This is a genomic window from Kineococcus esterisolvens (genome assembly GCF_050871405.1).
Classification (GTDB): domain Bacteria; phylum Actinomycetota; class Actinomycetes; order Actinomycetales; family Kineococcaceae; genus Kineococcus.
Map to the genome: position 1 here is coordinate 55,110 of NZ_JBJLRI010000001.1, position 19,896 is coordinate 75,005.

15 protein-coding genes are annotated in these 19,896 nt (G+C 77.5%); 11 read left to right on the plus strand and 4 right to left on the minus strand.

Going from position 1 to position 19,896, the window contains the following annotated elements; all coding sequences use genetic code 11:
• Positions 1 to 83 precede the first annotated feature (83 nt).
• From ACRYR8_RS00270 to ACRYR8_RS00300, 7 genes are read left to right on the plus strand one after another with little or no spacing between them, the layout of a single operon-like run.
• Positions 84 to 1,784 carry a carbamoyltransferase family protein gene (locus tag ACRYR8_RS00270; protein WP_432482074.1) on the plus strand — a complete coding sequence of 567 codons (1,701 nt, stop codon included), beginning with the start codon at positions 84 to 86 and terminating at the stop codon, positions 1,782 to 1,784.
• Positions 1,781 to 3,325 (plus strand): HAD-IIIA family hydrolase, encoded by a 1,545-nt coding sequence (locus ACRYR8_RS00275; protein ID WP_432482075.1) that lies wholly within the window; start codon positions 1,781 to 1,783, stop codon positions 3,323 to 3,325. Before ACRYR8_RS00270 ends, ACRYR8_RS00275 begins: the two co-directional genes overlap by 4 nt.
• Positions 3,322 to 4,389 (plus strand): glycosyltransferase family 9 protein, encoded by a 1,068-nt coding sequence (locus ACRYR8_RS00280; protein ID WP_432482076.1) that lies wholly within the window; start codon positions 3,322 to 3,324, stop codon positions 4,387 to 4,389. The genes ACRYR8_RS00275 and ACRYR8_RS00280 overlap by 4 nt, the downstream gene beginning before the upstream one ends.
• Positions 4,386 to 5,357, plus strand: a complete 972-nt coding sequence (locus ACRYR8_RS00285; RefSeq protein WP_432482077.1) for a glycosyltransferase — start codon at positions 4,386 to 4,388, stop codon at positions 5,355 to 5,357. Before ACRYR8_RS00280 ends, ACRYR8_RS00285 begins: the two co-directional genes overlap by 4 nt.
• Positions 5,354 to 7,252: a glycosyltransferase gene (locus ACRYR8_RS00290; RefSeq protein WP_432482078.1), complete on the plus strand. Its 1,899-nt coding sequence runs from the start codon at positions 5,354 to 5,356 to the stop codon at positions 7,250 to 7,252. Before ACRYR8_RS00285 ends, ACRYR8_RS00290 begins: the two co-directional genes overlap by 4 nt.
• Positions 7,249 to 8,655 carry a PfkB family carbohydrate kinase gene (locus ACRYR8_RS00295; RefSeq protein ID WP_432482079.1) on the plus strand — a complete coding sequence of 469 codons (1,407 nt, stop codon included), beginning with the start codon at positions 7,249 to 7,251 and terminating at the stop codon, positions 8,653 to 8,655. The genes ACRYR8_RS00290 and ACRYR8_RS00295 overlap by 4 nt, the downstream gene beginning before the upstream one ends.
• Positions 8,652 to 9,608: a glycosyltransferase family 9 protein gene (locus tag ACRYR8_RS00300; protein WP_432482080.1), complete on the plus strand. Its 957-nt coding sequence runs from the start codon at positions 8,652 to 8,654 to the stop codon at positions 9,606 to 9,608. Before ACRYR8_RS00295 ends, ACRYR8_RS00300 begins: the two co-directional genes overlap by 4 nt.
• 60 nt (positions 9,609 to 9,668) lie before the next feature.
• Here the strand turns inward: ACRYR8_RS00300 and ACRYR8_RS00305 are convergent, their stop codons facing one another.
• Together ACRYR8_RS00305 and ACRYR8_RS00310 are read right to left on the minus strand one after the other, a co-directional pair.
• A complete protein-coding gene (locus ACRYR8_RS00305; protein WP_432482081.1) occupies positions 9,669 to 11,129 on the minus strand; it encodes a protein adenylyltransferase SelO in 1,461 nt (486 codons plus the stop codon).
• A gap of 26 nt (positions 11,130 to 11,155) precedes the next feature.
• Complete coding sequence (locus ACRYR8_RS00310; RefSeq protein WP_432482205.1) at positions 11,156 to 12,106, minus strand: UDP-glucuronic acid decarboxylase family protein; 951 nt, start codon at positions 12,104 to 12,106, stop codon at positions 11,156 to 11,158.
• A gap of 144 nt (positions 12,107 to 12,250) precedes the next feature.
• Between ACRYR8_RS00310 and ACRYR8_RS00315 the strand changes: the two genes are divergently transcribed.
• Together ACRYR8_RS00315 and ACRYR8_RS00320 are read left to right on the plus strand one after the other, a co-directional pair.
• Positions 12,251 to 13,135, plus strand: a complete 885-nt coding sequence (locus ACRYR8_RS00315; protein WP_432482082.1) for a glycosyltransferase family 2 protein — start codon at positions 12,251 to 12,253, stop codon at positions 13,133 to 13,135.
• Positions 13,132 to 14,076 (plus strand): glycosyltransferase family 2 protein, encoded by a 945-nt coding sequence (locus ACRYR8_RS00320; protein ID WP_432482083.1) that lies wholly within the window; start codon positions 13,132 to 13,134, stop codon positions 14,074 to 14,076. Before ACRYR8_RS00315 ends, ACRYR8_RS00320 begins: the two co-directional genes overlap by 4 nt.
• Before the next feature lie 18 nt (positions 14,077 to 14,094).
• On the opposite strand, the gene ACRYR8_RS00325 is transcribed toward ACRYR8_RS00320, so the two are convergent.
• Positions 14,095 to 15,471 (minus strand): ABC transporter substrate-binding protein, encoded by a 1,377-nt coding sequence (locus ACRYR8_RS00325; protein ID WP_432482084.1) that lies wholly within the window; start codon positions 15,469 to 15,471, stop codon positions 14,095 to 14,097.
• A gap of 117 nt (positions 15,472 to 15,588) precedes the next feature.
• Positions 15,589 to 16,728, minus strand: coding sequence for a LacI family DNA-binding transcriptional regulator (locus ACRYR8_RS00330; RefSeq protein WP_432482085.1), 1,140 nt, complete (start codon positions 16,726 to 16,728; stop codon positions 15,589 to 15,591).
• Between the two features lie 55 nt (positions 16,729 to 16,783).
• Here ACRYR8_RS00330 and ACRYR8_RS00335 point away from each other — a divergent pair, with 55 nt between their 5' ends.
• Positions 16,784 to 18,838: a DUF2264 domain-containing protein gene (locus ACRYR8_RS00335; protein WP_432482086.1), complete on the plus strand. Its 2,055-nt coding sequence runs from the start codon at positions 16,784 to 16,786 to the stop codon at positions 18,836 to 18,838.
• Entirely contained in the window at positions 18,835 to 19,839 is a 1,005-nt protein-coding gene (locus ACRYR8_RS00340) for a hydroxyacid dehydrogenase (protein ID WP_432482087.1), read from the plus strand. The genes ACRYR8_RS00335 and ACRYR8_RS00340 overlap by 4 nt, the downstream gene beginning before the upstream one ends.
• Positions 19,840 to 19,896 lie beyond the last annotated feature (57 nt).

A 19,896-nucleotide genomic window follows, 5' to 3' on the forward strand; every position in this document is an offset into this window, starting at 1 on the left:
TGCCGGTCCGGGCTCCCCGGGCGCCGGTGGCGGGACGCTCCAACCCCGGGCGGACCACTTCGCAACGAGAGGGTCGACACCCCATGCGCGTGCTCGGCGTCAACGCCGTCTTCCACGACCCCGCCGCGGCCCTCGTGGTCGACGGCGAGGTGGTCTTCGCCGCGGAGGAGGAGCGCTTCAGCCGCCGCAAGCACGGCAAGCGGCCCGTGCCGTACTCCACGTGGGAGCTGCCCGAGCTGGCGATCGAGCACGCCCTGGCGGCCGGTGGCCTGCGCCCGGAGGACCTCGACCTCGTCGGCTACTCGTACGACCCCTCCCTGGTGCTGCCGAGCTCCGAGCTGGACCTGGGCGACCCGGACGACGCGATCCGCACCCGCTACGCCGAGCGCGCCGCCGAGGCGCTGGCCACCGCCCTGCCGGGGCTGGACCCGGCGAAGGTGCGCCACGTCCCCCACCACGTCGCGCACGCCGCCTCGGCGGCGCTGGCCTCCCCGGAGGCCGCGCGCGAGGGCGGCTGCAGCGTGCTGACGATCGACGGGCGCGGGGAGGCGGTCTCCTCGCTGGCCGGTCGCTACCGCGGCGGGTCGCTGGAGGTGCTGGCCAGCCAGCGGCTGCCGCACTCGCTGGGCCTGCTGTACGAGTCGCTGACCGCGCACCTGGGGTTCCTGCACTCCTCGGACGAGTACAAGGTCATGGCACTGGCCTCCTACGGCAAACCCCGCTTCGCCGACGAGCTGGCCGAGTTCGTGCACGCCACCGGCGACGGCGGTTTCGTCGCCCAGGCCCCGGACTGGTCGCGCTGGGCGCCGCGGCTGCTCGACGGCGAGCAGTGGGACCCGCGCCGCGACACCGACCACGCCGACCTGGCGGCCAGCGTGCAGGAGGTGCTCGAGCGCACCCTCGTCGACGTCGCCACCTGGCTGCACGGCAGGACCGGCGACCGCGTGCTGGCGATGGCCGGCGGCACCGCCCTGAACTGCGTGGCGAACTCGCGCATCTGGCGCGAGTCGCCCTTCGAGGAGGTGTTCGTGCAGCCCGCCGCGGGCGACTCGGGCACCGCGCTGGGCGCCGCTCTGCAACTGGCCGCCGACGCCGGCGAGACGATCGCGCCGATGCACGACGCCGCCCTCGGCCGCTCCTGGAGCGACGAGGAACTGGCGCAGTGGCTGCGCACCGCGCGCCTGCCGTTCACCACGCCCGAGGACCTGGCCGCCGAGGTCGCCGACGTGCTGGCCGCCGACGGCGTCGTGGCGTGGTTCGACGGCCGGGCGGAGTTCGGCCCGCGCGCGCTCGGCCACCGCTCGCTGATGGCGCACCCGGGGAAGAAGGAGAACCTGGAGCGGCTCAACGACGTCAAGGGCCGTGAGCAGTTCCGCCCGGTGGCGCCGATGGTGCTGAGCGAGCGGGCGCGGGAGATCTTCTCGAACGGGCCGTTCCCCAGCCCGTACATGCTCTTCGTGCACGACGTGGCGCCCGAGTGGCGCGAGCGGATCCCCGCCGTCACCCACGTGGACGGCACCGCGCGCATCCAGACGATCGACGACGAGCGCACCCCGAAGGTGGCGGCGCTGCTGCGCGCCTTCGAGGAGCGCACCGGCCTCCCCGTCGTGGTGAACACCAGCCTGAACACGGCCGGGCGCCCGATGGTGGACGACCCGCGCGACGCGCTGGAGCTGTTCGGCTCCGCCCCGGTGGACCTGCTGGTCCTCGGACCGCACCTGGTGCGCCGCAGCACCTTCGCCGCACCGGCGGAGCAGGGCGCGTCCGGGGCCGGCGGCGCGTGAGTCCCGCTGCACCGCGGTTCTCCGTCGTCGTCCCCACGGTGGGGCGGCCCAGCCTCGACGTCCTGCTGACCACGCTGGCCGCGCAGCGCGGCCCCGCTCCGGAACTGGTCGTCGTGGTCGACGACCGCCGGGGCCGCGACACCGGCGAGGACCCGTGCGAGCTCGCCTGCGAACGCGCCCGCGCGGCCGGCCTGCCGGTGCGCCTCGTGCGTTCCGGCGGGCGCGGCCCGGCCGCGGCGCGCAACGCCGGCTGGCGACGCACCGCGAGCGAGTGGGTCGCGTTCGTGGACGACGACGTGGAACTGCCTCCGGAGTGGTCCGAGCTCCTCGTGGCCGACCTGTCCGCCGCGGCCGAGCGCGTGGGGGGCGTGCAGGGCCGCATCACCGTGCCGCTGCCGTCCGGGCGGCGCCCCACGGACTGGGAGCGCGGCACCGCGGGGCTGGCCGACGCCGCCTGGATCACCGCGGACATGGCGTACCGGCGGGCGGCGCTGGAACAGGTCGCCGGTTTCGACGAGCGGTTCCCCCGCGCGTTCCGCGAGGACGCCGACCTGGCGCTGCGGGTGCTCGGCGCGGGCTGGGAACTGGTGCGCGGCGAGCACGGCGCGGTCCACCCCGTCCGGCCGTCGGACGACCTGGCCAGCCTGCGCCAGCAGCGCGGCAACGCCGACGACGCGACCATGACGGCGCTGCACGGCGCGGCCTGGCGCGAGCGCGCCCGCTCGGCCGTGGGCAGGCTGCCGGGGCACGTCGCCACGACCGCCGCCGCCGCGACCGCGGTGGTGGCGGGGCTCGCCGGTCGCCGGCGCACCGCGGCCGTCGCCGCGCTCACCTGGGCGGGCCTGACGGCGGAGTTCTCCTACCGCCGCATCGCCCCGGGCCCGCGCGACGCCGCGGAGGTGCGCCGCATGCTCGTCACGAGCGTCGCGATCCCTCCCGCGGCGGTGTGGCACCGGGTGCGCGCGGAGCTGCGCTGGCGGCGCCACCCGCCGGCGCCGTGGCCGCCGCCGGTGCGCGCGGTGCTGTTCGACCGCGACGGCACCCTCGTGCACGACGTGCCCTACAACGGCGACCCGGACCTGGTGGAGCCCGTGGACGGCGCCGCGCAGGCGCTGGCGCGGGTGCGCGCCGCGGGCCTGCGCACCGGGCTGGTGACCAACCAGTCGGGGGTGGCGCGCGGGCTGCTGACCCCGGAGCAGGTCGACGCGGTGAACTCCCGCGTGGCCGGGCTCCTGGGGGGTTTCGACACCGTGCAGTCCTGCCCCGACGGCCCGGACGCGCCCTCCGCGCGGCGCAAGCCGGAACCCGGGATGGTCCTGGACGCCGCCCGGGAGCTGGGCGTGCTGCCCGCGGAGTGCCTGCTCGTCGGCGACATCGGCGCCGACGTCGAGGCGGCCCTGTCGGCAGGCGCGCGGGCCGTGCTGGTGCCCGCTCCCGCCACCCGGCCCGAGGAGGTCGAGGCGGCACCGGTCGTGGCCGCGACCCTGGCCGGGGCCGTGGACCTGGCCCTGGCCGCCGCCGGCCGCGGGACCGCCTCGTGAGGGTCCTCGCCGCGCGCCTGGACAACGACGGCGACGTGCTGCTGACCGGCCCCGCGGTGCGGGCGCTGGCGGCGCGCGCGGACGTGGACGTGCTGGCCTCGCCCGCCGGGGCCGGGGCGGCCCGTCTGCTGCCCGGCGTGGACGAGGTGCTGGTGTTCGACCCGCCGTGGAGCGGGTTCTCCCCGCCCGCCGTGGACGCCGCGGCCGTGGACGACCTCGTGGCGCGGGTGCGCGAGCGCGGATACGACGAGGCGGTGGTGTTCACCTCGTTCCACCAGAGCCCGCTGCCGCTGGCGCTGCTGCTGCGCCTGGCCGGGGTGCGGCGCATCAGCGCCACCAGCGAGGACTACCCCGGTGCGCTGCTGGACGTGCGGCACCGCCGCGAGGGCACGGCGCGCGCCGACGTGCCCGAAGCGGTGGCCGCGCTGGACCTGGCGGCCGCGGCCGGTTTCCCGCTGCCCGACGGCGACGACGGCAGGCTGCGGGTGCTGACCACGGCGCGGGTGCCGGAGGGCCTGCCGGCCTCGTACGTCGTGGTGCACCCGGGCGCCTCGGTGCCCGCCCGCGCGCCGCTGCCGGAGCAGGCGGCCGGGATCGTCGAGGGCCTGCGGCACGCCGGGCGCGAGGTCGTGGTCACGGGCGGCCCCGGCGAGCGGGGGCTGACCGCGGCGGTGGCCGTCGCGGGCGCCGTGGACCTGGGCGGGCGCACCGGCCTGCCGGAGCTGGCGGCCGTGCTGGCCGCGGCGGAGGCCGTGGTCGTGGGCAACACCGGCCCGGCGCACCTGGCCGCGGCGGTGGGCACGCCGGTGGTGTCGCTGTTCGCGCCCGTGGTGCCCGCCGCGCGGTGGGCGCCGCACGGGGTGCCGCACGTCGTGCTGGGCGACCAGGGGGCCGCGTGCCGCGGGACGCGGGCGCGGGAGTGCCCCGTGCCGGGGCACCCGTGCCTGGCGGGCGTGAGCGCCCGCGAGGTCGTCGCGGCCGTGGAGGCCCTGGCACCGGCCGTCCCCGGGGCGGCCGTGGAGGAAGTGGAGCGGGAGACCGCTCCCGCGGGAGGGACGTCGTGAGGATCCTCGTCTGGCACGTGCACGGGTCGTGGATGACCGCGTTCGTCTCCGGTGCGCACGAGTACCTGCTGCCGCTGGTGCCCGACCGCGGCCCGGACGGGCGCGGGCGCGCCCGCACCTGGGACTGGCCCGCGAGCGCCGTCGAGGTGCCCGTGGAGCAGCTGCGCGACGCGCAGTTCGACGTGGTGGTGCTGCAGCGCCCCGAGGAGCTGGAGCTGGTGGAGCGCTGGACGGGCCGCAGGCCCGGCCGGGACGTGCCGGCGGTGTACGTCGAGCACGACGCCCCGCGTGCGGGGGCGGCCGACAGCCGGCACCCGCTGGCCGACCAGCGGGCGGTGCCGATCGCCCACGTGACGAGCTTCAACCGCCTGTACTGGGACTGCGGCGGGGCTCGCACCACCCTGGTGGACCACGGCGTCATCGACCCCGGGCACCGCTACACGGGGGCGTCCGCGTCGCTGGCGGCCAGCGTCAACGAGCCGGTGCGCCGCTGGCGGGTGGCCGGCACCGACGTCCTGCTGCGCGTGGCGGAGGAGGTGCCGGTGGCGCTGCACGGCATGGGCGTGCGGGCGCTGGCCGAGCGGGTGGAGGGCACCGCGGCCGGGAAGGGCCTGACGGTGCACGAGGACCTGCCGCAGGCGCGGCTGCACGAGGCGCTGGGCACGCACCGCGCCTACCTGCACCCCTACCGCTGGACCAGCCTGGGCCTGTCGATGATCGAGGCCATGATGATCGGCATGCCCGTCCTGGCGCTGCCGGCGACGGCGGCGCCGGAGGCGGTGCCGCCGTCGGCGGGGGTGCTCTCCAGCGACCCGGAGGTGCTGATCGCCACCGCCCGGCGGTGGACGGCCGACCCGGACGAGGCGCGCGAGCGCGGGCAGGCGGCGCGCCGCCACGCGCTGGCGGCGTTCGGGGTGGAACGCTTCCTGGCGGACTGGGACCGACTGCTCGAGGAGGTGGTGGCGTGAGCGCCGCCGCACGGACCGGCGCCGCGCGCACGGCGCGGCGCATCGCGATGGTGTCCGAGCACGCGAGCCCCCTGGCGGTGCTCGGCGGGGTGGACGCCGGTGGGCAGAACGTGCACGTGGCGGCGCTGGCATCGGCGCTGGCCGACCGCGGTCACGACGTCGTGGTCTACACGCGCCGCGACGCGGCGGACCTGCCCGAGCGCGCGCGGCTGCGCCCGGGCGTGGAGGTCGTGCACGTGGACGCCGGCCCCGCCGAGCCGGTCGCCAAGGACGACCTCGCGCCGTTCATGCCCGCCTTCGCGCGGGTGCTGAGCGCGGAGTTCGCGCGCCGGCGCCCGGACGTGGTGCACGCGCACTTCTGGATGTCCGGCACGGCGGCGCTGCCGGCGGCGCGCGAGCACGGCGTGCCGGTGGTGCAGACCTTCCACGCCCTCGGCAGCGTCAAGCGCCGCTACCAGGGCGGCGCGGACACCAGCCCGCCGGAGCGGCTGGAGGCCGAGCGGCGGCTGGCCCGCGACGTGGACCTGGTGATCGCCACGTGCCGCGACGAGGTCGCCGAGCTGCGGGCCTCCGGCGCACCGCCGCGGCGGGTGCAGGTCGTCCCGTGCGGCGTGGACACCACGCGCTTCGCGCAGCCCACCGGCGCGGTGCCGGCGGTGGGGCCGCGCCGTCCGGGCTGCCGCACGCGGCTGCTGAGCGTGGGCCGGCTGGTGCCGCGCAAGGGCGTGGAGGCGGCGGTGCGCGCGCTGGAGCTGCTGCCGGACGCGGAGCTGGTGGTGGCCGGCGGCCCGGCCGCGCACGACCTGGACGGCGACCACGAGGCGGTGCGCCTGCAGAAGGTCGCCGTGGAGCTGGGCATCGCCGACCGGGTGCGCCTGGTGGGCCGGGTGGACCCGGAGGAGCTGCCGGCGCTGCTGGCCTCCAGCGACGCGCTGCTGGCCACGCCGTGGTACGAGCCGTTCGGCATCGCGGTGCTGGAGGCGATGGCCGCGGGCGTGCCGGTGGTGGCCTCGGCGGTGGGCGGGATGCTCGACACCGTGCGCGACGGCGCGACGGGCCGGCTGGTGCCGGTGGACGCCGCCGGGCGCGTGGACCCCGCGGACCTGGCCGCGGCGGTGCGCTCGGTGGTCGACGACCCCGCGGTCGCCGCCCGGCTGGGCGCGGCGGGCCGGGAGGTCGCGGTGGAGCGCTACGACTGGGCGCGGGTGGCCGCGTCCACGGAGTCGGCGTACGAGCTGCTGCTGGAGGACGGCCCGCGGGTGCCGGTCACGCACGAGTACGTGCGCGAGCACGTCGGCGAGCTGCACGGCGTGCTGGGCGCGCTGCAGCGCCAGGCCGACCGCCTGGACCGCTGGGGCCGCCGGCTGGTGGAGGTCGTCGACGGCGGGGGTCGCCTGCTGGTGGCTGGCAACGGGGGCAGCGCCGCGGAGGCGCAGCACCTGACGGCCGAGCTGGTGGGGCGCTTCCTGGGCGAGCGCCGGCCGCTGTCGGCGATCTCGCTGCACGCGGAGACCTCGACGGTGACGGCCATCGCCAACGACTACGGCGTCGAGGAGGTCTTCGCCCGCCAGGTGGAGGGCCACGGCCGGCCCGGTGACGTGCTGCTGCTGCTGTCGGCGAGCGGGCGCAGCGCGAACCTGCTGCGCGCGGCCGAGCGGGCCCGCGAGTGCGGGCTGACGGTGTGGGCGATGACGACGGCGGCACCGAACCCGCTGGCCGACCTGGCCGACGACGCCGTGGTGATGCCCGGGCCGTCGACGTCGGCGATCCAGGAGGGGCACCTGATGGCGGTGCACACGCTGTGCGTGGCGGTGGAGGCGCACCTGCCGGCCGCCCGCGGCACGCGCGCGTTGGACCTGACCGCCGTGCACGCGCGGCGGGAGGCCAGCGCGTGAGCCCGGTGGCGGGCCGGTCGGTGCGCCGCGTCGTCGTGGTCGGCGACGTCGTGCTGGACCGGGAGGTGCTGGGCGGCGTGCACCGCGTCGCCCCGGACGCGCCGGTGCCGGTGGTGGACGTGGCCGAGGTGCGCGAGTCCCCCGGCGGCGCGGGCCTGACGGCGCTGCTGGCGGCGCTGGACCCGTCGGTGGAGGTCTCGCTGGTGGCGCCGGTGGCCGGCGACGAGGCGGGCGCGCGGCTGCGCGCCCTGCTGCGCGGGGTGGACGTGGTCGCGCTGCCGCACGACGGCGCGACGCGGCGCAAGTCGCGGGTGCGCGCCGACGGGCAGGTGCTGGTGCGCCTGGACGACGGCGGGCCCGGCACCCCGGGTGAGCTGGACGGCGCCGCCCTGGCGGCGGCGCGCGAGGCGCTGGCCGCGGCCGACGTGGTGCTGGTGTCCGACTACGGCGCGGGCACCACGCGTGAGCCGCGGCTGCGGGAGCTGCTCGCGGCGGCGGCCCGGCGGGTGCCGGTGGTGTGGGACCCGCACCCGCGCGGCGGTGCGCCGGTGCCGGGCTGCGCGGTGGTGACGCCGAACCTGGCGGAGGCTCGCGGGGCGCTGGCGGCGCACCACCTGCAGGTGCCGGACCTGCAGCCGGACGAGCTGGCCGCCGAGCTGCGCGTGCTGTGGGACGCGGCCGCGGTGTGCGTGACGGCGGGCTCGCGGGGTGCGTACTGCTCGGCGGCGGGCAGCGAGGCGCTGCACCTGCCGGCGCAGCCGGCGACGGGCGACCCGTGCGGGGCCGGGGACCGGTTCGCGGCGAGCACGGCGGTGGAGGTGGCCCGCACGGGGACGCTGTCGCCGGCGCTGGCGCGGGCGGTGCGCGACGCCTCGGCGTGGGTGGCCGCGGGCGGCACGAACGGGTTCTTCGCTCCCGCCCCTGCGCTGGTGCGGGAGCGACCTGCGGGGCCGACCCCGGCGGAGGTCGCGGCGCGGGTGCGCGCGGCCGGCGGCACGCTGGTGGCCACCGGCGGCTGCTTCGACGTCCTGCACGCCGGGCACGTGGGCTGCCTGGAGGCGGCGCGCGGGCTGGGCGACGCGCTGGTGGTCCTGGTCAACTCCGACGACTCGGTGCGCCGGCTGAAGGGCCCGGGCCGTCCCGTCGTGGGGCAGGCCGACCGCGAGCGGGTGCTGCGGGCCCTGGCCAGCGTGGACGCGGTGGGTGTCTTCACCGAGGACGACCCGCGGGCGGCGCTGGCGGAGCTGCGCCCGGACGTGTGGGCCAAGGGCGGCGACTACGGCGGTGCGGGGCTGCCGGAGGCGGAGCTGGTGCGCAGCTGGGGCGGGCGCGTGGTGCTGCTGCCGTACCTGGACGGCCGGTCCACGACGTCGATCCTGGCCGCCGGCGCCGGGCAGGCGTGAGCGCGCCGGACGCCGGCGCGGTCCGGGAGCTGACCGGGGCCGACCTGCTGGTGCTGCGGGCGCTGGGCCTGGGCGACCTGCTGGCGGGGGTGCCGGCGCTGCGGGGGCTGCGGCGCGCCTTCCCGGACAGGCGCCTGCTGCTGGCGGCCCCCGCGGGCATCGGGGGTTTCCTGCAGCGGCGCGGCGTGGTCGACGAGGTGCTCGTGACCGCGGGGCTGGAACCGCTGCGTGCGAAGGGGTCCGGGCACCTGGCGGTGGACCTGCACGGCAACGGGCCCGCCAGCCGCGACCCGCTGGCGGCCACGGGCCCCGACGGCCTGCTGGGTTTCCGCACCGACGGGCACGACGGCCCGGAGTGGGTGCGCGACGAGCACGAGGTGGCGCGGTGGTGCCGGCTGGTGGCGGCGTGGGGTGCGGCCTGCGGGCCGGAGGACCTGCGGCTGCGACCGCGCGGGCCGGTGCCCGCGGACGGGCCGGTCGTCGTGCACCCGGGGGCGGCGTTCGCCTCCCGCCGCTGGCCGGTGCAGCGGTGGGCGGCCGTGGTGGGCGGGCTGACCGCCGCCGGGCACGAGGTGCACGTCACGGGCACCGCCGACGAGGCCGACCTCGGCGCTGCGCTGGCGGGCGCGGGAGCGGTGGACCGCTGCGGCGACCTGGACCTGGACGGCCTCGCCGGCCTGGTGGGCTCCGCCCGCCTGGTGCTCTCGGGCGACACCGGCACCGCGCACGTGGCGACCGCGCTGGGCGTGCCGTCCGTGCTGCTGTTCGGCCCCACCCCGCCGCACTGGTGGGGCCCGGCGATCGACGAGGAGCGCCACGTCGTGCTGTGGCACGGCGACCCGGCGGCCACCGGCTACGTGGGCGATCCGCACGGCGCGCAGGTGGACCCGACGCTGGCGCGGATCACCGTGGGGGAGGTCCTCGCCGCTTCCGCCGCGTTCCTCGTCGGCTGAGCTCCTCGCGGGAGCCGCTGCCCGCGCTCCGGAGGGCGGCCGGCGGCGGGTGCCGGGGATTCAGGTGCCGCAGAAGGTGCGGTAGGCGCCGAAGTCCGGCGGGGCGGGCGCGGCGTAGCGCTCCAGGCCCGGGCGCTCGTCGTACGGGGCGCTCACGACCGCCAGCAGCTGCCTGAACGGGGCGAGGTCGCCGTCGGTGGCGGCCGTGAGGGCCTCCTCGACGAGGTGGTTGCGCGGGACGTACAGGGGGTTGGTCCGGTCCATCGCCGCGGGGTCCGGGTCGAGGGCGCGCCAGCGCCCCACCCAGTCGTCGAGCGCGTCGACGTCGAGGACGTGGCGGCGCAGGGGCCCGGCGTCGCCGCGGGCGGCGTCGGCGAGGGCGCGGAAGGACGAGGTGAGGTCGGCGCGGGGGACCTGCAGGAGGGTGAGGAACTCCTCGGCGAGGGCGCCGGCCTGCGGGCCGGTGCTCGCGGGCAGACCGAGCTTGGCCCGCGCACCGGCCGCCCAGGCGGCCCCGTAGCGCGTGCGGAACCCGCCGAGGGCGGCCACCGCGAGCTCGACCGCCCGCTCCTCGTCCTCGTGCAGGAGGGGCAGGAGCGCCTCGGCCAGGCGGGCGAGGTTCCACTCGGCCACGGCCGGCTGGTTGCCGTAGGCGTACCGCCCGCCGTGGTCGATGGAGCTGTAGACCGCCGCCGGGTCGTAGGCGTCGAGGAAGGCGCACGGGCCGTAGTCGATCGTCTCGCCGGAGAGCGTCGTGTTGTCGGTGTTCATCACGCCGTGGACGAACCCCACGAGCATCCACCGCGCGATCAGCGGGGCCTGGGCGGCGACGACGGCCTCGAACAGCGCGAGGTACGGGTTCTCGGCCTGCGCGGCGGCGGGGTGGTGGCGGCTGATCGCGTGGTCGGCGAGGCGGCGCAGCAGGTCGGGGTCGCCCGTGGCGCGGGCGTACTGGACGCTGCCGACGCGCAGGTGGCTGCTCGCCACCCGCGCGAGCACGGCCCCCGGCAGGACCTCCTCGCGGCGCACCGCGCGCCCGGTGGCCACCACGGCGAGGGACCGGGTCGTGGGCACTCCCAGGGCGTGCATCGCGCGGCTGACGAGGTGCTCGCGCAGCATCGGGCCGACGGCGGCCAGGCCGTCGCCGCCGCGGGCGAAGGGCGTTCGCCCGGAGCCCTTCAGGTGCAGGTCGCGCAGGTGGCCGGCGCTGTCGGTGAGCTCGCCGAGCAGGAGCGCGCGCCCGTCGCCGAGGCGCGGGACGAACCCGCCGAACTGGTGCCCGGCGTAGGCCTGCGCCACCGGCGCGGCACCGTCGGGGACGGCCGCGCCGACCAGGAACCGCACGCCGTCGGCGCTGCGCAGCCAGGAGGCGTCCAGGCCCAGCTCGGCGGCCAGCTCCTCGTCGAGGACGAGCAGCCGGGGGTCGGGGGCCTGCTCGGCCCGCCAGGGCACCGCCATCTCCGGCAGCTCGCGGGCGAAGCGGTCACCGAGGACGACGGGGCGGACGGGGGCGACGCTCACCCCCTCGACACTACGCGCGGCACCGCTCAGGCGCCCGTGGCGCGGAACCACTCCACGGTCCGGCGCAGCCCCTCGGCCCAGTCGACCTCGGGCTTCCAGCCCAGGACGGTCCGGGCGAGGGTCGTGTCGGGGCGGCGGACCTGCGGGTCGTCCTGAGGCCGCGGGACGAACTCGATCGGCGAGGTGGACCCGGCGGCGCGGACGACGTCCTCGGCGATCTCCCTGACGGTCAGCTCCTCGGGGTTGCCGATGTTCATCGGCCCGGGGTGGCCGCTGGCCGCCAGCGCGAGGATGCCGGCGACGAGGTCGTCGACGTAGCAGATGGAGCGGGTCTGCTGCCCGTCACCGGCCACGGTGACCGGCTCACCGGCCAGGGCCTGGCGGATGAAGGTGGGGATGGCCCGGCCGTCGGCGGCGCGCATGCGCGGGCCGTAGGTGTTGAAGATGCGCACGATGGCGGTGTCGACGCGGTGGGTGGTGCGGTAGGCGGTGGTCAGGGCCTCGGCGTAGCGCTTGGCCTCGTCGTACACGCCGCGCGGGCCGACGGGGTTGACGTGCCCCCAGTACGTCTCGGGCTGGGGGTGCACCTGCGGGTCGCCGTACGTCTCGGAGGTGGAGGCCAGCAGGAACCTCGCGCCCTTGTCCTTGGCCAGGCCCAGGGCGTGCCAGGTGCCCGTGGCACCGACCTTGAGCGTCTCCAGCGGCAGCTTGAGGTAGTCCACCGGCGAGGCCGGGGAGGCGAAGTGCAGAACGAGGTCCACCGGGCCGGGCACGTGCACGTACTCGGTGATGTCGCAGCGCCGCAGGGTGAACCCCGCGCGGTCGGTGAGGTGCTCGACGTTCACCGGACCGCCGGTGAGGAAGTTGTCCAGGCACACGACCTCGACCCCGGCGTCGAGCAGCGCCTCGCACAGGTGGCTGCCCAGGAACCCGGCGCCACCGGTGACGACGGCCCGGGAGAAGCGCCGCACGTCCAGGGTCCCGGAGGGGACGGCGGTCTCCACCGCCGGGGGGCTGTCCTGCGGGGTCTCGGTCACGGGGGTGATGCAACCACCCCCGCGACCGACACGCCCGTCCGCCCCGCCGAGCCGCCGCGGCGTGTCGCCGCTACCGTCCGGCGGGTGAGCGCCTCCCCCACGACCCCGGACGTGACGGTCGTCGTCGCGACCCGCGACCGCGCCGACGACCTGCGCACCACCCTGCCGCGCCACGAGGCGCCGGTGGTGGTGGTGGACAACGGCTCCACCGACGGCAGCGTGGAGGTGGTGCGGGCGGAGTCGCAGCGGCGCGAGGGCGCCGGGCTGCCGCCGCTGCGGCTGCTGCAGCCGGGCCGGAACCTGGGGGCCACGGCCCGCAACCTGGGGGTGCGGGCGGCGCGCACGGAACTGGTGGCGTTCGCCGACGACGACTCGTGGTGGGCGCCGGGGGCGCTGGCGCGCGCAGCGGAGGTGTTCGCCGCGCACCCGCGGATGGCGCTGCTGGCCGCGCGGACCCTGGTGGGGCCCGCCGAGGACCTGGACCCGATCTGCACGGACATGGCCTCCGCGCCGTGGGGGCGCAGCCCGGACCTGCCGGGCCCGGACGTCATGGGGTTCCTGGCCTGCACGGCGGTGGTGCGCCGCGAGGCGTTCCTGTCGGCGGGCGGTTTCGACGACGTGGTGTTCTTCGCCGGGGAGGAGGAGCGGCTCACCTACGACCTGGTGGCGGCCGGGTGGGGTCTGGCGTACGTGGACGAGGTGGTGGCCCACCACCACCCCTCGACCAGCCGGTCCCCCGCGCACGTGCGGCGCGAGCTGCTGGGGCGCAACGAGCTGCTGACGGCGTGGATGCGCCGGCCGCTGCCGGTGGCGGCCGCGACGACCGCGCGCTGGCTGGCCGGCGGCGGTGAGCACCGCCGCTCGGCGCTGGACGCGCTGCCGCGCCTGCCGCGGGCGCTGCGGGAACGGCGGCGGCCCTCGCCGGAGGTGGAGCGCCGGCTGCGCGTGCTCGCGGAGCGCGGGGCGTGAGCGCGGCGGACCCGATCCCCCTCGGGGCGCCCGACGAGCGGGTGACCGTCGTCGTCATCACCTGGCAGCGGCGCGAGGAAGCGCTCAGGGCCGTGGGCCGGCTGCTGCGGCTGCCGGAACGCCCGCGGGTCATCGTGCTGGACAACGGGTCCACCGACGGCACCGCGCAGGCGCTGCGGGAGCGCCACCCGCGCGGCAGCGCCGGCGCGGACCGCCTCGACGTGGTGGTGCTGCCGGAGAACCAGGGCGCGGTGGCCCGCAACACCGGGGTGGCCAGCGCGAGCACCCCGTACGTGGCGTTCTGCGACGACGACACCTGGTGGGACCCGGGGTCACTGGCGCGCGCGGCGGACGTCCTGGACGCCGACCCGCGCGTGGCGGTGCTCACCGCCCGCATCGTCGTGGAACCGGGCTCGGTGGAGGACGGGATCGTCGCCGAGCTGCGCGACTCCCCCGTGCGGGGCGCACCGGGCCTGCCGGGCCCTGCGCTGGGCAGCTTCCTGGCGGGGGCGTCGGTGGTGCGCCGCGACGCGTTCCTGCAGGTGGGGGGTTTCTCCCGGCGCCTGTGGCTGGGCGGGGAGGAGGAGCTGCTGGCGGCCGACCTCGCCGCGGCGGGCTGGGAGCTGTGCTACCTGGAGGACCTGACGGTGCACCACCAGGCGTCGGTGCTGCGCGAGTCGCTGCTGCGCCGCCGGCACGGGGTGCGCAACACCCTGTGGTTCACGTGGCTGCGCCGACCGGTCCCGGCGGCGCTGCGGCGCACCGGTTTCCTGCTGCGCACGGTGCCGCGCGACCGCACCAGCGCCCTGGGGGTCCTGGACGCGGTGCGCGGGGTGCCGTGGCTGGTGCGCGAGCGCCGCGTGCTGCCGCCGCACGCCGAGGCGCGCTTCGCGGCGCTGGAGGAGGCGCAGCGCGCCTCCACCTCGCGGCACTACGGCTGAACACCCCGGCGCAGCGGCCTACTGCTGCAGCGCCGACTCCGCCTCCGTGAACCACTGCTCGACGGCCTCGTCCACGGAGATCGAGCCGTGCGCCAGGTCCTGGCCGATCCGGGTGAACGCGGTCTCCAGGGAACCGAAACCGGCCACGGGCGGGGGCGGTGAACTGGTCAGGTAGGGCTCCAGCGACTCCTCGTAGGCGAGGATCTGCTGGTCCAGGCCGGCCGGCTCGAACCCCTCGAGGGCCGTGGCGGAGGCGGGCACCCCGCGGGACATGCCGAAGACGGCGCCGACCTGCGGGTCGTTGGTGATGAAGTCGATGAGCGCGGCGGCCTCCTCCGGGTGCTCCGTGCCCGCCCCCATGGCGAGCATCAGCGAGGGCTTGAGGAACATCCCCCGCTCGTCCGGGTCGTCCGCCGGCGGAGGCAGCAGCGTCATGGCCGCCCCCCCGCTGCCTTCGCTGAAGCGCACGAGGAAGTTGTCCCAGCTGATCTCGGCGGCCGTCTCCCCCAGCCCGATGGAGTCGGCGCCCTCGATCTGCTCCACCCGCTGGGGCGGCAGGAAGGCGCCGTTCTCGTGCAAGGCCCGCGCCCGCCCCCACCACTCGGCGAGGTCGGCCTCGGTGAACCCCAGCTCACCGTCCTGGAACATCGACTTCCCCTGCTGCCCGAGCCAGATGTGGAACAGCCACACGACGTGCGTGTAGTCGTTGGACCCGTGCACCGGAGGGGTCCTCGACGCCCCGGCGGCGGCCACGTCGGCGAGGAACGTGTCGTACTCGTCCCAGGTGGTGTCCTCGTCGGGGAGGGGGACGCCGAGCTCGCCCAGCAGGTCGGTGTTGACGACGGTGGTGAGGGTGTTGGTGCTCGTCGGGACGGCGTAGGTCTGCCCGTCGACGCGTGCGGACGGCAGGAGGGACTCGGGCAGCGCGCTCAGGTCGATGCCCTCACCGACGTGCTCGTCGAGCGGGGCGATGCGGCCGCTGCCGGCGTAGTCGGTGAGGTAGGCGATGTCCATCTGGAACACGTCGGGCAGCTGGCCGCCGGCGGCCTCGGTGTTGCGGGCGGTCCAGTAGTCGCCCCACGAGGCGTAGCGGGTGCGCACGTCGACGCCGGGGTTCGCCTCCTCGAACAGGGCGACGGCCTGCTCGTACCTCTCGGCGCGGGTCTTGTCGCCCCACCAGGCGAAGTCGAGCACGACGTCCCCGCCGTCGCCCGGTGTTCCGCTCGCGCCGCCGCAGCCGGCCAGCAGGACGGCGGCGACGCCCGCGGCGAGGAGCCGGCGCAGCTCGCGCGGACGGCGCACCTCCCGCTCCCGGGCGGCGCCGGCCCCGTGCGCGGTCCCGTCACCACCGGGTGCACTGCCGACGGACGCGTTCGCCGCACCGGGTGACCTCATCGTGAGCCTCCTCGCTCGCCGACCTCGCGCCGGGGGTCCAGCGCGCTGACCCCGCCATGCTGCGGGCGGCGGCGGGGGCCGTCGGGCGAAACGGACAGAAGTGCTCACCGGGGGCGGTCACCGGGGGCTCGCGGGCGTGGGCGGACCGCAGGAGCGGCGCACGGTGAGGGTCGGCAGCAGCTCGACGTGCCGGGCCGGGCCGCGCGGCCCCGTCTCGCCCACCCGCTCCACGAGCGTGCGCAGCGCCTCCCGGCCCAGGGCGCGGCGGGGCGGGGTGACCGCGGTGAGGGGCACCGGCGCGAACCCGGCGACCTCGTCGTCGTAGGCCACGACCGCGAGGTCGCGGGGCACGTCCAGGCCCCGGTCCAGGGCAGCCTCCACGAGCCGGGTCGCGTGGTCGTCGGTGTGCACGAGGACCGAGGTGGTGCCCGTGGCGGCGCACTCGTCCAGGAGCGCGTGGAGGGCCTCCTCGAGGGCCTCGGGGTCCTCCTCGCCCTTGGGCAGCCGGACGTCCGGTGCCGCGGCGAGGGCGTGCCGGCGGGAGGCCTCCCGGTGGCCGTCGCGCACGGACGGCGCGGTGGGCGTCCTGTCGTAGACCGCGAGCGCGACGCGGCGGTGCCCGAGCGCGGCGAAGTGGTCGACCGCGAGGGCAGCGCCGTGGGCGTGGTCGGTGCGCACCGAGTCGAAGCCGCGCAGCGCCATGGAGCCGAAGCGGCGCTCCAGGAGCAGCGTGGGCACCGGGATGGACGTGATCCAGGAGGCGATCTCCTCCTCCCCGCGACCGCGGGCGGTGGGCGCCAGGAGCAGGCCGTCCACGCCCAGGGCCAGGAGCCGGGCGACCTGCTTCTCCTCGACGTCCGGCCGGTAGTGGGAGACCCCCAGCACGAGGCGGGCGTGCTGGGCGTGCGAGATCGACTCCATGCCGCGGACCACGTCCGGGAAGTGCACGGTGGTGCCCGGCACGACCACACCCACCAGCAGGCGAGCCGCCTGCGGGGCACCGGCCGAGGCGAGGGCGATCGCCCCGCCGTGCACGCGCGCCAGCAGCCCGGCGCGCTCCAGCTCCACGATGTCGCACCGGACCGTCACCTCCGAGACGCCCAGCTCAGCGGCCGCGCGGGCGGAGCGGACGCTGCCGTGCAGCTCGACCTGCCGGAGGAGGTGCTCGTGGCGCGCCCGTGGCAGGTGCGCCGAGGCGGCGCGCGGGGTGGTGCTGCGGGGTGCACCGGCTGCGGTGGGCCCGTCCTGATCGGCCATGTCGGGAAGTGTCCGTTCGTCCGGCGTCGCTGTCCTGGCGGTCCAGGATGCGGTGGTGACCTCCCTCAGCGCACCGGTGCGCGGTCGCGAGCACCCGGTCCCGGCGACGGACCGCCGGCACTGGCTCGCGACGGCCGACGACCTGCTCCTGGCGACCCGCCCCCACGCCTCCCCCGGCGGCGCTCTGCTGCGGCTGCCGGGACCGGTGAGCGCCTCGGGGGCCTGGAGCGACGGGCTGGAGGGCTACGCGCGGACGTTCCTGCTGGCCGCCTTCCGCGTGCGGGGCGAGGACGGCGACGACCCGCACGGCCACCTCGAGCGGTACGCCGCCGGGCTGCGCAGCGGCACGGACCCCGCCGGCCCGGAGCGCTGGCCCCGGGTCGGCGAGCGCCGCCAGGCCGTCGTCGAGGCCGCGTCCGTGGCCGTCGCCCTGTCCGAGACACGCCCGTGGCTGTGGGACCGGCTCGACGAGGGCACCCGGCAGCGGACGGTCGAGTGGCTCGCCGGGATCGTCGGCACGTCGGGGTACCGCAACAACTGGCTGTGGTTCCAGAACGTCGTGGAGGCGTTCCTCGCCGAGGTCGGCGGGCCTTGGCGGCAGGAGGACCTGGACCGCAACGAGGAGCTGCAGGAGACCCTGTACGTCGGCGACGGCTGGTACTCCGACGGCTGCGACCACCGGGGGCGGCTGCGGACGTTCGACAACTACACGGGCTGGGCGTGGCACCTGTACCCGCTGCTGCGCGCGCGGATCCGGGGGCACGCGCTGGAACCGCTGCACGCCGGGCGGTTGCGCGAGTACCTCGGCCAGGCCCAGCACCTGGTCGGGGCCACCGGTGCCCCGGTGCTGCACGGCCGCTCGGCGACGTACCGGTTCGCGGTGCTGGCCCCGTTCTGGGCCGGTGCGATCGCCGGGGCCACCCCGCTGGAGGCGGGGCAGACCCGGGCGCTGGCCTCCGCCGTGCTGGAGCACTTCACCTCCTGCGGTGCGCTCGACGGGCGCGGCCTGCTCAGCGTGGGGTGGCACCGCCCGTTCCCGCGCCTGCGGCAGCTGTACACGGGAGCCGGTTCGCCGTACTGGGCGAGCAAGGGTTTCCTGGGGCTGCTGCTGGGCGCGCAGCACCCCGTCTGGTGCGCCGAGCCGGCCACCCCGCCGGCGTGGCGGCGCGAGCGCGTGACGCTCCTGCCGGTGCCCGGCTGGCTCGTGCTGTGCACGCCGGGCGACGGCACCGTCCGCGTGCTCAACCACGGGTCCCAGCGGTCCCTGGAACCGGTGCCCGCGGCACGGGCGGACGACCCGTTCTACGACCGGCAGGGCTACTCGAACAGGACCTCACCGCAACTGTCCCCCGGTGCGATCGCCGCCCCCACCGACTCCCACGTCGCCCTGCTGGACGAGCGCGGCGCCCCCTCCCACCGGGGCGACGCCGAGCCGCTGCACCTGTCCGGCGGCGTGGCGGTCTCGCGCTCGCACGTGCACTGGCTGGACCTGCCCGCAGCGGGTGGGGACGACGGTGAGGGCGAGAGCGGGGGCGCCGCGGTGTGGGCGCGGTTGCGCCGCGGTCCCCGCCTGACGACCGCCTCGGTGGCCCGGGGCCGCTTCGAGGTGCGCCTGGCGTGGTGGGACGAGCTCCCCGGTGCGCCGGGGGCGTCCCCGGACGCACCGCCGGAGCTCGCCGGGACCGACGAGGAGGCCCTGTGGCCGCGCTGCACCGGGCCGTTCGCCGTCCACGTCGGCGGGTGGCCCCTGGCCGCGGGCTCGGCGGCCGGCCTCGTCGTGGAGGAGGGCGAGGACTGGGTGCGCGTGCGGCGCGGTGACGGGACCACGTCGCTGGTGCGGGCCCTGACCGGACCGGTGCTGACCGGTGCCGGTCGGCGCACGGGGGCGGACCCCTTCGGGCCCGCCTCCGCGACCCCGTGGCTGCGCAGCCGCGGCCACGTCGCCGCGCACCGCGTGATGGCGACGCTGGTGGTGCTCTCGGCTGCCGGCGAGGACCGCGACCTGGACGCCGTGGCGGCGGTGGAGGCCGGGGGCTCCGGACCGGTGCGGGTGCGCTGGCGCGACGGTCACGTCGACGTCGTCCCGCGCGGTCGCGAGGCGGCCCGGTGAACCGGCTGTGCGGCGCCATCGCGCTGGGGGACCCCGGCCTGGTGGGCGACCTCTTCGACGCGGCGGCCCTGCGGCGCCTGCACGCCTGCGTCGACCTGGCACCGGGGGTGGTGAGCGCCGTGGACGACCCCCGCTCGCGCCGGGCCCTGGGAGCCGCGGAGGTCCTCCTGACCGGCTGGGGCGCACCCGTCCTGGACGCCGGGGTGCTGGCGTCCGCGCGCCGGCTGCGCGTGGTCGTCCACACCGGGGGCAGCGTCAAGCGGCTCGCGCCGGCCGCGGTGTGGGAGCGGGGCGTCCGGGTCTCCAGCAGCGCCTCGGTGAACGCCCGCCCGGTCGCCGAGTACGCGCTGGCCGTGGTGCTGCTGGCCGGCAAGCGGGTCCTGGAGTCCTCGCGCGCCTACGCGCAGCACCGGTCCCTGACGGCGTGGTCGGCGCGGGCCCCGTTCGGCAACAACGGCCTCGTCGTCGGGGTCGTCGGCGCCTCGCGCACCGGGCGGCGGCTGCTGGAGCTGCTGCGCCCCTTCGACGTCGAGCCGCTCCTGCACGACCCCTGGGTGACGCCGCAGGAGGCCCGCGACCTGGGCGCCGAGGCGACCGGGCTGCACGACCTGCTCGCGCGCGCCGACGTGGTCAGCCTCCACGCCCCGGCGCTGCCGGAGACGCACCACCTGATCGGCGCGCCGGAACTCGCCCTGATGCGCGACGGCACGACGATCGTCAACACGGCGCGCGGTTCGCTGATCGACACCCGGGCCCTGGTGCCGGAGGTCCTCAGCGGCCGCCTGGACGCGGTGCTGGACGTCACCGACCCCGAGCCGCTGCCGCCGGACCACCCGCTGTTCGACGCGCCCGGGGTGCTCCTGACACCGCACGTGGCCGGGTCGCTCGGCAACGAGCTGCGGCGCCTGGGGACCTGCGCGGTCGAGGAGGTCGAGCGGTTCGTACGCACTGGCGAGCTGGCCCACGAGGTCCACGAGGCCGACCTGCACCGCACCGCGTGACCGCCCCCGCCGGCGGGGGCGGGTTGCAGCACCGCCTCCACGGCCGCACCGGGCCGG

Coding starts and splice junctions, on each gene's coding strand:
- ACRYR8_RS00270 (WP_432482074.1), top strand. CDS start 84: ATGCGCGTGCTCGGCGTCAACGCCGTCTTCCACGACCCCGCCGCGGCC.
- ACRYR8_RS00325 (WP_432482084.1), bottom strand. CDS start 15,471: ATGAGGTCACCCGGTGCGGCGAACGCGTCCGTCGGCAGTGCACCCGGT.
- ACRYR8_RS00330 (WP_432482085.1), bottom strand. CDS start 16,728: ATGGCCGATCAGGACGGGCCCACCGCAGCCGGTGCACCCCGCAGCACC.